General features: G+C 65.7%; 15 protein-coding genes. 7 read left to right on the top strand and 8 right to left on the bottom strand.

Features of this window, described 5'->3' with window-relative positions:
- Positions 1-33: 33 nt before the first annotated feature.
- Positions 34-693 carry a DedA family protein gene (locus tag IC761_RS03060; RefSeq protein ID WP_195801837.1) on the top strand — a complete coding sequence of 220 codons (660 nt, stop codon included), beginning with the start codon at positions 34-36 and terminating at the stop codon, positions 691-693.
- Between the two features lie 152 nt (positions 694-845).
- Here the strand turns inward: IC761_RS03060 and IC761_RS03055 are convergent, their stop codons facing one another.
- Positions 846-2,066, bottom strand: coding sequence for a citrate/2-methylcitrate synthase (locus IC761_RS03055; protein ID WP_195801836.1), 1,221 nt, complete (start codon positions 2,064-2,066; stop codon positions 846-848).
- A 76-nt stretch (positions 2,067-2,142) separates the two neighbouring features.
- Here IC761_RS03055 and IC761_RS03050 point away from each other — a divergent pair, with 76 nt between their 5' ends.
- Positions 2,143-3,246 carry a citrate synthase/methylcitrate synthase gene (locus tag IC761_RS03050; RefSeq protein WP_195801835.1) on the top strand — a complete coding sequence of 368 codons (1,104 nt, stop codon included), beginning with the start codon at positions 2,143-2,145 and terminating at the stop codon, positions 3,244-3,246.
- A gap of 236 nt (positions 3,247-3,482) precedes the next feature.
- Here IC761_RS03050 and IC761_RS03045 read toward each other — a convergent pair whose 3' ends face one another.
- Positions 3,483-4,118 carry a J domain-containing protein gene (locus IC761_RS03045; protein WP_195801834.1) on the bottom strand — a complete coding sequence of 212 codons (636 nt, stop codon included), beginning with the start codon at positions 4,116-4,118 and terminating at the stop codon, positions 3,483-3,485.
- A gap of 104 nt (positions 4,119-4,222) precedes the next feature.
- Between IC761_RS03045 and IC761_RS03040 the strand changes: the two genes are divergently transcribed.
- Positions 4,223-4,492 carry a BolA family protein gene (locus IC761_RS03040; RefSeq protein ID WP_438265159.1) on the top strand — a complete coding sequence of 90 codons (270 nt, stop codon included), beginning with the start codon at positions 4,223-4,225 and terminating at the stop codon, positions 4,490-4,492.
- 32 nt (positions 4,493-4,524) lie between these two features.
- On the opposite strand, the gene IC761_RS03035 is transcribed toward IC761_RS03040, so the two are convergent.
- The 3 genes from IC761_RS03035 to IC761_RS03025 are packed head-to-tail and all read right to left on the bottom strand — an operon-like array spanning position 4,525 to position 7,630.
- Entirely contained in the window at positions 4,525-5,829 is a 1,305-nt protein-coding gene (locus IC761_RS03035) for an HlyC/CorC family transporter (RefSeq protein WP_195801833.1), read from the bottom strand.
- 29 nt (positions 5,830-5,858) lie between these two features.
- Positions 5,859-7,007, bottom strand: a complete 1,149-nt coding sequence (gene aroB / locus IC761_RS03030; protein ID WP_195801832.1) for a 3-dehydroquinate synthase — start codon at positions 7,005-7,007, stop codon at positions 5,859-5,861.
- Positions 7,004-7,630, bottom strand: a complete 627-nt coding sequence (locus IC761_RS03025) for a shikimate kinase (protein WP_195801831.1) — start codon at positions 7,628-7,630, stop codon at positions 7,004-7,006. The genes aroB and IC761_RS03025 overlap by 4 nt, the downstream gene beginning before the upstream one ends.
- Positions 7,631-7,787: 157 nt before the next feature.
- On the opposite strand from IC761_RS03025, the gene IC761_RS03020 reads away from it, so the two are divergent.
- From IC761_RS03020 to IC761_RS03005, 4 genes are all read left to right on the top strand, one after another.
- Positions 7,788-7,934, top strand: coding sequence for a hypothetical protein (locus IC761_RS03020; RefSeq protein ID WP_063198124.1), 147 nt, complete (start codon positions 7,788-7,790; stop codon positions 7,932-7,934).
- Positions 7,935-7,951: 17 nt separating this feature from the next.
- The gene (gene xerD / locus IC761_RS03015; protein WP_195801830.1) at positions 7,952-8,911 is read left to right on the top strand and encodes a site-specific tyrosine recombinase XerD; all 960 of its coding nucleotides are present in this window, start codon (positions 7,952-7,954) and stop codon (positions 8,909-8,911) included.
- A gap of 316 nt (positions 8,912-9,227) precedes the next feature.
- Positions 9,228-10,190 (top strand): acetyl-CoA carboxylase carboxyltransferase subunit alpha, encoded by a 963-nt coding sequence (locus IC761_RS03010; RefSeq protein ID WP_195801829.1) that lies wholly within the window; start codon positions 9,228-9,230, stop codon positions 10,188-10,190.
- 424 nt (positions 10,191-10,614) lie between these two features.
- On the top strand, positions 10,615-12,153 hold the full coding sequence (locus IC761_RS03005; protein WP_246791427.1) for a L,D-transpeptidase family protein: 1,539 nt from the start codon (positions 10,615-10,617) through the stop codon (positions 12,151-12,153).
- A 24-nt stretch (positions 12,154-12,177) separates the two neighbouring features.
- Here the strand turns inward: IC761_RS03005 and IC761_RS03000 are convergent, their stop codons facing one another.
- Genes IC761_RS03000 through IC761_RS02990 form a run of 3 tightly spaced genes read right to left on the bottom strand, consistent with a single transcriptional unit; the run spans position 12,178 to position 14,693 of the window.
- Entirely contained in the window at positions 12,178-12,873 is a 696-nt protein-coding gene (locus IC761_RS03000; protein WP_195801828.1) for a branched-chain amino acid ABC transporter ATP-binding protein, read from the bottom strand.
- Complete coding sequence (locus IC761_RS02995) at positions 12,866-13,600, bottom strand: ABC transporter ATP-binding protein (protein ID WP_195801827.1); 735 nt, start codon at positions 13,598-13,600, stop codon at positions 12,866-12,868. The genes IC761_RS03000 and IC761_RS02995 overlap by 8 nt, the downstream gene beginning before the upstream one ends.
- Positions 13,587-14,693 carry a branched-chain amino acid ABC transporter permease gene (locus IC761_RS02990; protein WP_195801826.1) on the bottom strand — a complete coding sequence of 369 codons (1,107 nt, stop codon included), beginning with the start codon at positions 14,691-14,693 and terminating at the stop codon, positions 13,587-13,589. Before IC761_RS02990 ends, IC761_RS02995 begins: the two co-directional genes overlap by 14 nt.
- Between the last annotated feature and the right edge of the window lie 8 nt (positions 14,694-14,701).

The following is a 14,701-nucleotide window of genomic DNA, read 5'->3' as shown; positions in this document are numbered from 1 at the left end:
AACCCCAATTCCCGCCGCCGACACAGAGACGACGTGACGTCCTTCCTTGATCCCCTCATATCCTTCGTCTCAGTCCATGCGTGGCTGGCCTATCTGACCCTGTTCCTGGCGGCGCTGCTGGAAGCCGTGCCGGTGGTGGGATCGGTGATCCCGGGCTCGACCATCATCCTGGCGCTGAGCGCCCTGGTTCCGGGCGGAGACCTGAAGCTGCCCTGGGTGCTGCTGGCGGCCGTGCTCGGCGCGGTGCTGGGCGACGGCTCGGCCTATTGGATCGGGCACCGGCAGAAGCGCGAAATCCTCAACAGCTGGCCGCTGGCCAACTACCCGCGCGTGGTCGAGGAGAGCGAAAGCTTCTTCCATCGCTTTGGCACCTGGGCGGTGTTCTTCGCTCGCTTCGTGCCGCCGATCCGCGCCTTCGTGCCCGTGACGGCCGGTGCGCTGGGAATGGCACCTGCGCGGTTCTATGCGGTGAACATCCCGGCGATCTTGCTGTGGGCGCCAGCGCATGTGCTGCCGGGCGTGCTGGCGGTGTCGGCCCTGCACGAATATGCCGGGCTACCGCACCACGGGCATCCCTACAAGCACATGTGGATCTTGACCGTGGTTGGCGTCGCGATCGTGGTGGCCGTGACGGTGTGGATCTATCGCCGGCGGAGCGGCGGCGGCGTCGCGGCGGCGAAGCCGCGGGGTTGATTGGCCCTGACTGCGTACCGCGACGGGGGTGCGCTCCCTCTCCCGCTTGCGGGAGAGGGTTGGGGTGAGGGTATCTCCGCAGGCGAGGACCCCAGTGTGGAGAGAGCCCTCACCCGCGCCTTCGGCGCGACCTCTCCTGCAAGCGGGAGAAGTTAAGAAGCAGCCCCCGCCCGCCGCCCAGGCGCCGGCCCCACATACCGTGCCCGCGGCCTGATCAGCTTGCCGAACTGCAATTGCTCGCTCGCATGCGCGATCCAGCCGACGCTGCGGGCCATCGCGAACAAGGCGAGCTCGCTGCCGGGCGGCAGGCGCAGCACGTGGACGAGCACGGCGAGCACATAGTCGATGTTGACGAATTCGCCGGTCGCTTCCGCGATCCGGTCCGGGACTTCGCGGGTGAATTTGCGCGGCGCGCCGGCACGGGCCAGCGCATTCAGCAGCGACTGCGCACGGGGATCGCCGCGCTTGTAAACGCCGTGGCCGAAGCCCGGAAAACGCTCGCCGAGCGCAACGCGCTCGCGCACCATCGGTTCGACGTCGCGGTCGACGAGCATCTTGACCAGCTGCGAGGCCAGCACGCCGGCGCCGCCATGTTTTGGGCCCTTCAACGCGGCGAGGCCGGCGATGACGGAATCATAGAGGTTGAGGCCGGTCGAGGCCGCGCAGCGCGCGGTGAAGGTCGAAGCGTTCAGCTCGTGATCGGCGAGCAGCACCAGCGCGCGGCGGATGAGATCGGGCGCGTGCTTGTTGTCCGACGCCCAGGCACGCGCGATCTGCTGATGCAGCGGCTCGGGTGAAGGTTCGGCATTGAGCATGGTCGCGACCATGAGCCGGACGATGCGCGCGCCGACCAGCGCGCGTCCATCGGGCGCGCGGGTGAAGGCACGCGAATCCGCGCTGGTCGCGAGCGCCAGCACCGCAATGGCGCGGTCGATCGGCGCGGCCCGCCGCGCTGCGTCTGCGATCGCGCGCATCTCGTCGGAGACCGCAGGGCAGTTGTCCGGCGCGAACGGATCGACGCCGGAGACATCCCAGAGCAGTGTCGCGGTGTGCTCCAGCGTGTCGCGCTCGGCGAGATCGACGCAATTGACGCCGCGATAGATCGGACCGTCCTCGGTGATGGTCGAGATCTCCGTATCCATCACCGGCAAATCGGCATCGAAGCTGCGCAAGCCGCGCGGCTCCGGCGATGGCACCCGGCGCTCCTTCAGGGCGCGGACGTCCTCGGCGCGGTAGCGGTTTTTGCGCGAATCCGGCGTCGGCTCGGAGCGGATCAGGCCGCGGCTGACATAGGCGTAAAGGGTCGCCGGCGAGATCGCGAGCTCGGCGGCGGCTTCGCCGGCGGAGAGGTAGAGGCCATCCGAATTATTCATATTGATTTATGTAATCAAGATTGATCAATCTGTCGAGAGGCCCGACTTTCTCTGCGTGAACAAGGAGATTTGGGCCATGAACATCCACCTCACCAAAAGCCAGATCGGGCTGGACGGCGTTCCCGCGGCGGAAACCGTGCTGAGCCATGTCGATGGCGAGCGCGGCGAGCTGATCATCGCCGGCGAGCATGTCAGCACCCTCGTCCGCCAATCGAGCTTCGAGGGCGTCACCGCCCGGCTCTGGAACGGCGCCAGCCAAAGCACGCTCAGCGAAGCCAATATCCGGGCGAGCCTGGGAGCCGCACGCGAGCGCGCCTTCGCGCGGCTCGCCGAGTTGCTGCCGGCGACGCAGGGGATGGGCATCGTCGACGGATTTCGCGCAGCGGTCGCAGGCCTTCGCGCCGAGCACGGGCTCGAACACGAGGCGACGATCGTCGGCGCCTTTCCGGTGATCGCGGGCGCGCTGGTGCGACGGGCGAAGGGGCTCGACCCGATCGCGCCCGATCCGAGCGTCAGTCACGCCGCCGATACGCTGCGCATGCTGCATGGGCGCGCGCCGGCCGCGCGCGAGATCACCGCTCTCGATGCCTATCTCGTCACGGTCTGCGATCACGGCATGAACGCCTCGACCTTCACCACGCGCGTGGTGGCCTCGACGCAGGCCGATCTGTTCGCGGCCGTCACCGCGGGCTATTGCGCGCTCACCGGTCCCTTGCATGGCGGCGCGCCGGAGCCGGTGCTGGAAATGCTCGATGCGATCGGCTCGCGCGAGCGGATCCAGCCCTGGGTCGATGCGGCGCTCGCCCGCGGCGAGCGGATGATGGGCTTCGGTCACCGCGTCTATCGCGTGCGCGACCCGCGCGCCGATGTGCTCAAGACCGCGATCGAGGCGCTCGCCTCCAATGGCGCAGACCTGCCCTTTGCCGGCGAGGTCGAGGCCTATATCCGCGCCGCGCTACGCAAGAAGAATCCGGATCGGCCGCTGGAGACGAATGTGGAGTTCTTCACCGCGATCCTGCTCGATGCGCTGGCGATCCCGAGGCAGGCGTTCACGCCGATCTTCGCGGTGGCACGCGCGGCGGGGTGGACCGCGCATGCGCGCGAGCAGCAGCGGACGGGGCGGTTGATCCGGCCGAGCTCGTCTTATGTGGGGGCGATGCCGAAACCGTTCGTTGCGTGATGGTGTAGCGTGGGTGGCGCACGACAGCGGAGCCAAAACCTCCGCTGTCGTCCCGGCGAAGGCCGGGACCCATACCGCGTGATTTATCGATAGTGGGAGGTGGGAGTACCGCGGGAAGACTTCTTCACGACCAGTCTTCGCCAAACTTCTCCCTGGGGTTATGGGTCCCGGCCTTCGCCGGGACGACATAGGAGATTTTGGCGGCGATTATCGCAACGTAGACAAGCAGCGAGGCCCTACGCCTCGCGCACCACCGTCTTCAGATAATTATACGCCTTGATGATCTCGATCAGGCGGTCCTCGGTGGAGCGGTCGCCGCCGTTGGTGTCGGGATGGTGCTGCTTGGCCAGGGCCTTGTACTTGGCCTTGACGTCAGCGAGCGTGGCGTCGGGGCCGAGGCCCATGACCTGGAGCGCCTTGCGCTCGGCATTCATGATCTTGCGCGTCTCGGCCTTGGGCTGGGCCTCCGGGCCCTTCCGCCAGCTGGCGCGGCCGTTGATCTCGGAGAACATGCTGAAGGGATCGAAGGCACCGTCGATCTCGGCTTCCGCGCCCTTCTTGACGCCGCCATTGGCGCCCATCTTCCAGGTCGGGCGGTGGCCGGTCAGCGCATCCTTCTGGTAGCGCGCAACCGCGTCGGCATTCATGCCGGAAAAGAAATTGTAGTTCTGGTTGTACTCGCGCACATGGTCGAGGCAGAAGTGCCAGTACTCGCGCTGGTTCTCGCGCCCCTTCGGCGCACGGTGCGCGCCCTTGTTCTGACACCCCACCCATTCGCAGGCCATCACGGTGTCGCGCGGCTTCACCTCGGGCTGCTTGCCCCGCGGCTTCACGCGGATGGAGTCGAAGAACTTTGATGAATCGATCGGCATGGCTGACTTTGACTACGCAATGGCAAAACCTTCAAGTCTTGACATTGCAATTAGAACAAACCCCGGGTGTTGACGGAGTGCGATCGCGGACTTTAATGGCACTCATGGTTATGAAAGACACTATCAGCAACAAGTTGCAGGAAGCTTTCACGCCGGAAAGCCTGCGGGTTGTCGACGAGTCACATTTGCATGAGGGCCACGCCGGCCATCGGCCGAGCGGCGAGACGCACTTCCGTGTCTATATCGTGTCTGGAGCCTTCAAAGGGAAGAGCCGGGTCGATCGCCACCGCATGATAAATGCGGCGCTGGCCGCGGAACTTTCCGGCGGCGTGCACGCGCTGGCCATCCACGCGCAGGCGCCGGGGGAAGAGTGATGCTCTTCACCCTCCCCTGGAGGGTAAGAAAATCAAAACGACGTCCCGGCCCGCCGCGGCTTGGCTTCCTCGGCTTCGGCTTCGCGCGGCACCGGTGAAATACGGAGCGCGGTGATGCGGTTGCGTTCGCGGCGGAGGACGCGGAAGCGGAAACCGTGGAAGGTAAAGCTCTGGCCGCGGTCGGGGATCGAGCGCGCCTCGTGAATGACGAGGCCCGCGACCGTGGTTGCCTCCTCATCGGGCAGGCGCCACTCCATGGCGCGGTTGAGATCGCGGATCGGCACCGAGCCGTCGACCACGACCGAGCCGTCCGGCTGGGCGCGCACGCCGGCGACCACGACGTCGTGCTCGTCGGAGATATCACCGACAATCTCTTCCAGAATGTCTTCCAGCGTCACAAGACCTTCAACTTCGCCATACTCGTCGACGACCAGCGCGAAGTGAGTCTTGCGGCGCCGGAACGCCTTGAGCTGCTCGGCGAGCGGCCGCATCTCCGGCACGAACCAGGGCGGCAGCGCGATGGTGGAGGCGTCGATGCGCGAGGTGTCGCCCTCCGACGCCCGGATCGCGCGCAACAGATCCTTGGCGTGGAGCACGCCGATGATGTTTTCCGGCTTCTCGCGCCAGAGCGGAATGCGGGTATATTCGGTCGCCAGCACCTCGCGCACCAATTCCTCCGGCGGCAGGTCGGCGTTGATCATCATCATCTCGGTGCGATGGATCATGACGTCGGAGACCTGGAGCTCGCGCAGATCCAGGAGGCCGCCGAGCATGTCGCGGTCCTGCTTTTCGACCTTGCCCTCGTGGTGCAGCAGATCGACCGCGCCGCGCAGGCGCTCGGTCGGCGACAGGATCGCCTGATGCTCGCCGGCGAGGCCAAACAGCCGCATCAGCACGCGCACGATGACCTCGACGACCTGGAGCAGCGGTCCGAGCACATACATCGTGAGCCGCATCGGGCGCGCCACCGCGAGCGCCATGCGGTCGGGCGCGTTGATGGCGATGGTCTTCGGCAGAACTTCCGCGAAGATCACGACCAGCACGGTCATCACGCCGGTTGCGTAGAGCACGCCGACATCGCCGAACCACGACGTGAAGATGCTGGTGGCGAGCGCGGAGGCGCCGATATTGGCAATGTTGTTGCCGAGCAGCAGCGCGCCGATCAGGCGCTCGCGCATGTCGAGCAGGCCGGAGACGACGTCGGCATCGCGATTGCCCTGCTTGGACAGCCGCAACATGCTGGCGCGCGAAGCGCCGGTCAGCGCCGTCTCGCTCGCGGCGAAGAACCCCGAGACCAAGAGGCAGAACACGACGATGGAGAATCCAAGCCAGTCCATGCAGCACTCGACAGAATTTTAGCAGCGCATCAGATCTTTTGCGCGAGCTTGTCTTTCAGGAAATCGCGCACCGGGGCCGGCTCGACATCCTTGGCGATGACGGCGCGCCCGACCGCCTCCAGCAGGATGAAGGTGAGCTTGCCGCGCTTGACCTTCTTGTCCTGCGCCATCAGCGCCATCAGCGCGTCGGCATCGGCAAGCCCTTCCTGCGCGAAGCCGGCGATATCCTGCAACCGGGTCGGCAGGCCGGCCTCGACGAGATGCCGCTCGACGCGCGCGGCATCGGCCTCGCCGATCATGCCGAGCTTTGCGGAGAACTGCGCCGCCAGCGTCATGCCGATCGCGACGCCCTCGCCGTGGAACAGCCGGTCGGAGAAGCCGGTCGCGGCTTCCAGCGCGTGACCAAAGGTGTGGCCGAGATTGAGCAGCGCGCGCTCGCCGGTCTCGCGCTCGTCGCGCGAGACCACGCCGGCCTTGGCGCGGCAGGAGGTCGCGATGGCGTGCTCGCGGGCCGAGCCGCCCTTGAAGATGTCGGCGTGGTTCTTCTCCAGCCAGGTGAAGAAGGCCTCGTCGCCGAGCACGCCGTATTTGGCGACCTCGGCATAGCCGGCGCGGAATTGCCGCGGCGAGAGCGTGTCGAGCACGGCGGTGTCGGCGATGACAAGCACCGGCTGGTGGAAGGCGCCGAGCAGATTCTTGCCCTGCGGCGAGTTGATGCCGGTCTTGCCGCCGACGGAGGAATCAACCTGCGCCAGGAGCGAGGTCGGCACCTGCACGAAATCGACGCCGCGGCGCAGGATCGCAGCGGCAAAGCCGGCGAGATCGCCGACCACGCCGCCGCCGAGCGCGATGACGAGATCGTTGCGCTCGATTTTTGCGGCAATCAGGGCTTCGCTGACCTTCTCGAGGCCCGCATAGGTTTTGGAAATCTCGCCTTCCTCGACGACGATCCGCGAGGTCGGGATGCCGGCGGCCGCGAGCGAGGCTTCGGTCGGCTCGAGCCAGTATTTCGCGACAGTGCGGTCGGTGACGATGGCGGTGCGCACGCCGGGGCGCAAACGCGCGACGCGTTCGCCGAGCGAAGCCAGCACGTTCCGGCCGATGATGATGTCATAGGCGCGATCGCCGAGCGCGACATCGACGTTCACGGGGTCGGAATGCTTCAACGGCGCAGTCATCTTAACGCACTCGCGACGTCGGCTGGTGGTTCGGATGCGGCCGGCTGGCCGCAGAGATGGCCGTGCAGCGTCTCGATGGTCTCGTCGACGATCCTGTCGTGCGGCACGTCGCGCGAGGCGATGGTGAGGTCGGCATTGCCGTAGACCGGCTCGCGCTCGGTGAGCAGCCGCGTCACGGTGCCTTCGGGATCGGCGGTCTGGAGCAGCGGACGATCGGCGCGGCGGCGCACGCGGCGCATGATGACGTCGTGATCGGCCTTGAGCCAGATCGAGATTGCCTTGGCGGCGATGCGGGCCCGCGTCTCCTCGCGCATGAAGGCGCCGCCGCCGGTCGCCAGAACGACCGGCCCGCCATCGAGCAGGCGCGCGATCACCCGCGCCTCGCCGTCGCGGAAATGCGGCTCGCCATGGCGCTCGAAAATCTCCGGTATGGTCATGCCGGCCGCGGCCTCGATCTCGGTGTCAGCATCGATAAAGGGCAGCTTGAGCCGCGCCGCCATACGGCGGCCGATGGTCGACTTGCCGACCCCCATCATGCCGACCAGCACGATCGAACGCGTTCCGAGCGCCGACAGAATGTCGGCCTCGGGGGTCGCTGGTGCTGGCAACGCGGCGTCGGACATGTCCCTCGCTCGATCTGCCGTCAAATGCGGCATCTCGGCCACCTATACGACCCCCTTGGGGCCCTCGCCAGAGGACTCTTGCCACGAAACGGCGAACATGTTGGATGATTTCATTGGTTAATTTGCCTGTTCAAGACCCTCGCCGAGACCTTGCCCGATGCCCAGCCTGTTCCGCTTCCTGACGGCCGTCGCCGTGATTGCCGGCATCGTCTATGGTGTGGTGTTCGCGCTGGCCAACTTCGTCAACCCGAAGCCGCGGGAAATGACGGTGACGATCCCGCCGGATAAGTTTCTCAAGAAATAGGAGCTAGCCTCCGGGGCATGCGTGCAAAGCCCTCAGACACAAAACTCACCGGCCTGTTCCTCGACATGCTCGCGGCGGAACAAGGCGCCGGCCCCAACACGCTCGACGCCTACCGGCGCGACCTCACCGATTTCTCGGAATTTCTGGGCCGTGCCGGCCATACATTTGTCGATGCAGAGACGCAGTCGCTGCGCGATTACCTCGCCGATCTCGACACCCGCGGCTTCAAATCCTCCAGCGTCGCGCGCCGGCTGTCGGCGATGCGGCATCTGTTCCGCTTTCTCCTGAACGAGCGCATTCGCACCGAGGATCCCGCCGCGATCCTGTCCGGGCCGAAGCGCGGCCGCGGCCTGCCAAAGGTGCTGTCGATTGCGGATGTCGACCGCATGCTCCGCCGCGCCAAGGAGATGAGTGAGGCGATGGACGCTTCGCCGGCGCAGCGGCTGCGAAACTTGCGGCTCTATTGCCTGCTGGAGGTGCTCTACGCCACGGGCCTGCGCGTCTCCGAGCTGGTGGCGCTGCCGCGCACCGCCGCCAAACGCGACGCCCGCATGATCGTGGTGCGCGGCAAGGGCAACAAGGAGCGGCTGGTGCCGCTGAACGAGGCCTCGCGGCAGGCGATGGCGGACTATCTTGCGGCCACGGAGGCGGCGAAGACGGAGAAGAAAAAGGACAGCCTCGCCGCATCGAAATGGCTGTTTCCCTCCTTCGGCGAGAGCGGGCACCTGACGCGGCAGCATTTTGCCCGCGACCTCAAGGAGCTCGCGGTCGCCTCGGGCCTGCAGGCCCGGCTGGTCTCCCCGCACGTGCTGCGCCATGCCTTTGCCAGCCACCTGCTGCACAACGGCGCGGATCTGCGCATCGTGCAGACGCTGCTCGGCCACACCGACATCTCGACGACCCAGATCTACACCCATGTGGTCGAGGAGCGGCTGAAGAGCCTGGTGCGCGACCTGCATCCGCTGGCGGAGAAGTAGGACCGGCTTTCTCCCCCGACGTCGTCCCGGCGAAGGCCGGGACCCATAACCACAGGGAGCAGTTTGGCGAAGATAGTCGTTCGGTAATGATACTTGCCGCTATCGACAGACCTCGCGGTATGGGTCCCGGCCTTCGCCGGGACGACACCTAGAACCGCCTTGACTTCGGCCACATCTCCGCAGAAAGAGCCGTGGCCTTTCGCATGATTTGCCGCGCTCACGCGAGCGCACAGGTCAAGCCCTTGAAGACGCTACACTTCTTATCCAGAAGCCAAGCCCGCTTCGCCTCGTAGTCCCGTCCCCTTATATTGAGTTGATGCAAGATCAGATGCGCAGCTATCTCGACTTCGAAAAGCCCGTCGCCGAGCTCGACTCCAAGGTCGACGAGCTGCGCACGCTTGCGGCCTCCGGCACCGACATCTCCGATGAGATCGGGCGGATCGAGGACAAGGCGGCGCAGGCGCTGGCCGACCTCTATCTGAACCTGACGCCGTGGCAGAAGACGCTGGTCGCGCGGCATCCGCAGCGGCCGCATTTCAACGACTTCATCAAGGGCCTGATCACCGAATTCACCCCGCTCGCCGGCGACCGCAAGTTCGGCGAGGACGAGGCGCTGGTCGCAGGCTTCGGCCGCTTCCGCGGCGAGCCGATCTGCGTGATGGGCCAGGAAAAGGGCGATTCCACCGAGAGCCGCATCAAGCACAATTTTGGCATGGCGCGGCCCGAGGGCTATCGCAAATGCGTGCGGCTGATGGAGATGGCCGAGCGGTTCGGCTTGCCGGTACTGTCGCTCGCCGATTCCGCCGGCGCCTACCCCGGCATCGGCGCGGAAGAACGCGGCCAGGCCGAGGCCATCGCGCGCTCGACCGATGCGTGCCTGTCGCTGGGCGTGCCGAACGTCGCGATCATCACCGGCGAAGGCATGTCGGGCGGCGCCATTGCGATCACCACCGCCAACAAGGTGTTGATGCTGGAGCACGCGATCTACAGCGTGATCTCGCCGGAGGCGGCGTCCTCGATCCTCTGGCGCGACGGCACCAAGGCGCAGGAAGCCGCCAACAACATGAAGATCACCGCCCAGGACATGCTCCGCTTCGGCGTGATCGACACCATCCTGAAAGAGCCGGTCGGCGGCGCCCATCGCGACCCCGCCGCCATGATCGCCACCACGGGCGAGGCCATCGCCAAGGCTTTTGACGAGCTCAAGGGCCTCGACGCCGACGCCATTCGCAAGCAGCGGCGGCAGAAATTCCTCGATATTGGCCGGAAACTGGGCTGATTTGCCCGGATTTGCGGTGCTGTAGGGTGGGTTAGCCGAAAGGCGTAACCCACCGCTGTCTGTCCCCGCGGAAGCCAAAGAGGTGGGTTACGCTCCGCTAACCCACCCTACAAAGCCGCCCCGGTAACCCCGCGTTAACCCTTTTTTTGCCCAAATCAGCGATCTCTGTCCCAATTCGGCCGAAAGGCCCAGTTAAGTCCAAGTTTAAGTCTCTGTTGACCACGCCTTTGGGCCAACGGCCTCGTGATCCCCGGTCGGGTTGCGACGCCAACACCCAGAGGTTAGAATTTTAATCAATGGCTTCAGGGCATAAGGCTTGGAGCTTGGTCACCGAACGACCGTCGAGACGCATGTCGGATCGACGATTTGGCCAAGCTTCGACGTGGGGTTTGTGAGCCTTGCCCGGCACGTTGTGGGGTTCGTCTTGATCTCTAGCTCGCTTGCTCGCGCGCTCTTGGCTTCGGTTGCGCTTGCCGCCAGCGTTCTGCTCGCCGGCTGCGACACCGATCAGGTGTCGCTGGCGACCAACGCCAAGGCCAATCAGCCGGTGCCACCAAAGCTTCTCGCCGCAATGGTCGAGAAGGACATGGACCTGCAATCGCCGATCCTGGTCCGCCTGTTCAAGCAGGAGGCCGAGCTCGAGATCTGGAAGCAGGCCCGCAACGGCCAGTTCGCGCTGCTCAAGACCTATCCGATCTGCCGCTGGTCGGGCGATCTCGGCCCGAAGGTGCGCGAGGGCGACCGCCAGGCGCCGGAGGGATTCTACTCGATCAACCCGAGCCAGATGAATCCGCAATCGGCCTATTACCTCTCGTTCAACACCGGCTTCCCCAACGCGTTCGACAAGGCGCTCGGCCGCACCGGCTCGCAGCTAATGGTGCACGGCGATTGCTCTTCGCGCGGCTGTTACGCGATGACGGACGAGCAGATCGCGGAGATCTATTCGCTCGGGCGCGAATCCTTCTTCGGCGGCCAGAAGGCGTTCCAGTTCCAGGCGTATCCTTTCAGGATGACGCCGGTGAACATGGCCAAGCACCGCAACAATCCGAACATGGCCTTCTGGAAGATGATCAAGGAGGGCTATGATCATTTCGAGGTGACGCGGCAGGAGCCGAAGGTCGACTTCTGCGAGAAGAAATACGTGTTCGACGCCGCCAAGGCGCCCGACGCCAAGCGCGATCCCGTGTTCGACGCCTCCGCCAAGTGCCCGGCCTATGTGATCCCCGAGGACATCGCCAGCGCCGTGCGCGAGAAAGAGCAGCGCGACGACGCCGAGTACAACAAGCTCGTCGCCAAGGGCACGCCGGTCGCGCGCATGAACACCGGCATCGACGGCGGCATGAACAAGATCTTTGCCGCGAAGATTCCGGAGGGCTCGACCGGCCTGTCGGAGGAAGCCGAAGGCTCGACGCTGCAATTGCTGGCGATGTCGAAGGCGCCGGGCACCATCCCCGGCACCGTCAATCCGCCGAAGCCGAACTTTGCGCCGACCTCGGCCTATCCGCAGGAGGAGCCGGTCGTCGCCGTCGCCGCGCCCGCCGCCAACACCCGCGTCGCCTCGGCCGCGCCGGCTGAAAAATCCGAAGGCGGTGGCTTCTTCTCCAATCTCGGCCGCAAGATGGGCCTGGGTACGGCGGATACGACTGCGACCACAACGCCGCCGCAGGCGACTGCGTCTGTCGCTCCGGCCGCAACGCCGCCGACCGCAGCGTCGAGGCTGAAGGCCGCGGTCACCCGGTTCGTGCCGGGCCGCGAGACGGCCAAGGATGCACCGAAGGCGACCGCAGCCGCCAAGCCGGCCGAACCGGCGAAGCCGCAGCCGGATACGCGCCTCGCCGCAACGCGCCCGGCGCTGAAACCGTCGGTGTCGGATGGTGCGGGCAGTGGCGACACCCAGCTCGCGGGCGCAGCACCTGTAGTGCAGTCGAACTCGTTCGACAGCCGGTTTGGCGCGGTGAAGTAGGGCGGGCGTTCTACTCGCGAAGACCTACGGCGCCAGATACCGCATCAGCTCCGGATTGCCCCTCACCTCGCCGGCTGCGCCTTGCAGCGCGACCCTTCCGCGATCCAGCACGTAGGCGTAACCGGCGACGCGCAGCGCCAGGTCGAGGTGCTGCTCGACGATGATCACGGCGATCTCTTTCGCAAGCTCGATCAGGCGCTCGGTGATCTCCTCGATGACGCCGATCCAGACGCCCTCGGTGGGCTCATCGAGCAGCAATAGTTTTGGATCGCCCAGCATGGCGCGGCCGATGGCGAGCATCTTGCGCTCGCCGCCGGAGAGCGTGCCGGCGGGCTGGTCGAGGCGCTGGCCGAGCTTTGGGAAGATGGTCAGCACGCGATCGACCGCATCGGCCTTCCTGCTCGCGAGCGAGCCGACGGCGAGATTGTCGCGCACCGACAGCCGTGCGAACACCGAATGCTCCTGCGGCACATAGCCGATGCCGGCGCGCACGCGCTCCTGGGTCGCGCTGCGACTGATGTCGCGGCCGTCGAAGCCGACCTCGCCCTTCCACGCGGGCAGCTCGCCGACGATGGTCTTCATCAGCGTGGTCTTGCCGGCGCCGTTCCTGCCCAGCACGGCGACGCCGCCACGCCAGGGAATGCCGAGATTGACGTCGAACAGAACCTGGCTGCGGCCATAGCCGGCGTCGAGATGCTTGATGTCCAAAAATTCAGGCACGGCGCAGATAGATCTCCTGGACGGACGGATTGGCCTGGATCTCGGACACCGTGCCCGAGGCCAGCACCTTGCCCTGGTCAAGCACGGTGAGGCGATCGCAGATGTCGCGGATGAAATCGAGATCGTGCTCGACGATGACGAGCGAGCAATGTTTCTTGATCGGCTGGAGCAACTCACCGGTGACGCGGCGCTCCTCCAGGCTCATGCCGCCGGTCGGCTCGTCGAGCAGCAGGAGCTTTGGTTTGCCGGCGAGCGCCATCGCGATCTCGAGCCATTGCTGCTGGCCGTGCGACAGCGCAGCTGCCGCATCAAATGCGCGATCGGCAAGGCGGAACTGGGTCAGCATGGTCATGACCTGATCGTGCAGCGCAACGCGCGTGCGCGAGAACACGAGATCGAGCAGCGAGGACTGCGCCTGGAGCGCGAGCAGGATGTTGTCGTAGAGCGTCAGCGACGGCAGCACGCTCGTGATCTGGAATTTCAGGCTCATCCCGGCCCGCGCACGCTCGGTCGGCGTGAACGCGGTGATGTCGGTGTTGATAAAGCTCACCTTGCCCTGCGTCGGCACCTCGGCGCCGGCGATGCACTTCATGAGCGTGCTCTTGCCCGAACCATTCGGGCCGATCAGGCCGTGAAACTCGTTCTCGCCGACGGTCAGCGCCGCGCCATCGAGCGCGGTGAGCTTGCCGAAGATTTTCTTGATGCCGGCGGCCTCAAGGAGCGGCATTGCGCTTCTCCCTTGAGTTTTCCTTGGGCTTGGCCCCAAAACTGCCAACTCGCTCGCGCTCGCCGAGCACAAAGCTGATCAGGCCGAGCGGCCGGAACAGGATCACGAGCAGCAGCAGCAACCCCAGAATGATCGGCCAGATGTCGCGGTAATTGTCCGAGAGCCAGAAGCTGACGCCTTCGACGATGACAGCGCCGATCACGGCGCCGATCAGCGTGCCGGAGCCGCCGAACAGAACGTACAGCACGACCTGGGTCGAGACGACGACGCCGACCATGTTGGGCCAGACGAAACCCTCGTGGAAGGCATAGAGGCTGCCGGCGAGGCCGGCGACGGCGCCGCCGATGGTGAAGATGATGGCTTTGAGATGCTGCGCCTTGTAGCCGAAGAAGGCGATGCGCTGCTCGTTCTCGCGCAGGCCTGCGAGCGCGAGCCCGAATTGCGAGCGCACCAGGAAGCGGCAGAGCAGATAGACCACGACGAGGATGCCGAGCACGAGATAATAGAACGCCGGGCCTTCCGAGAATTCGTAGCCGCCGAGCGTCATCGGCGCGATCGAGGGAATGCCGTTCTGACCGCCGAGATAATACCAGCCGCGCGCCAGCCGATCGGCGGCGTAGGAGCCGGTGAGCGTGCCGAGCGAGACGAAAATGACGCTGGAGGGATGCCGGCCGAGCAGCAGGAAGCCGCCGAGCAGCAGCGCGAAGGTGAGGCCGATCAGCGTGCCCGCCGGCAGCACCAGGAAGATGTTGGTGATGTCGAGGTCGCGCGCGAGCAGCGCGACGCCATAGCCGGCCGAGCCGAAGAACAGGGCCTGGCCGAAGCTCATGATGCCGGCATAGCCCCAGACCAGGTCGAACGACAGCGCGAACAGCGCGAGGATGATCACGCGCGTCGCGAACACCGTGAGATAATCCTGCAGCACCAGCGGCGCGATGAGCGCGGCTGCGAGCACCACGCCTTCGACGATCGGCAGGACCTTTCGTCCTGCCGTCGCCTGTCCGGCCACTGCACCTTCAGCCATCCCACCGTCCGCTTCATCGTCAGCGTCGACGACGATGGCCTCTCTTACCACACTCATCGGCTTCAGCATTCCACCTT

The sequence above is a fragment of the Bradyrhizobium commune genome (assembly GCF_015624505.1).
GTDB classification, from domain to species: domain Bacteria; phylum Pseudomonadota; class Alphaproteobacteria; order Rhizobiales; family Xanthobacteraceae; genus Bradyrhizobium; species Bradyrhizobium commune.
This window is presented reverse-complemented; position numbering and strand designations above follow the sequence as displayed.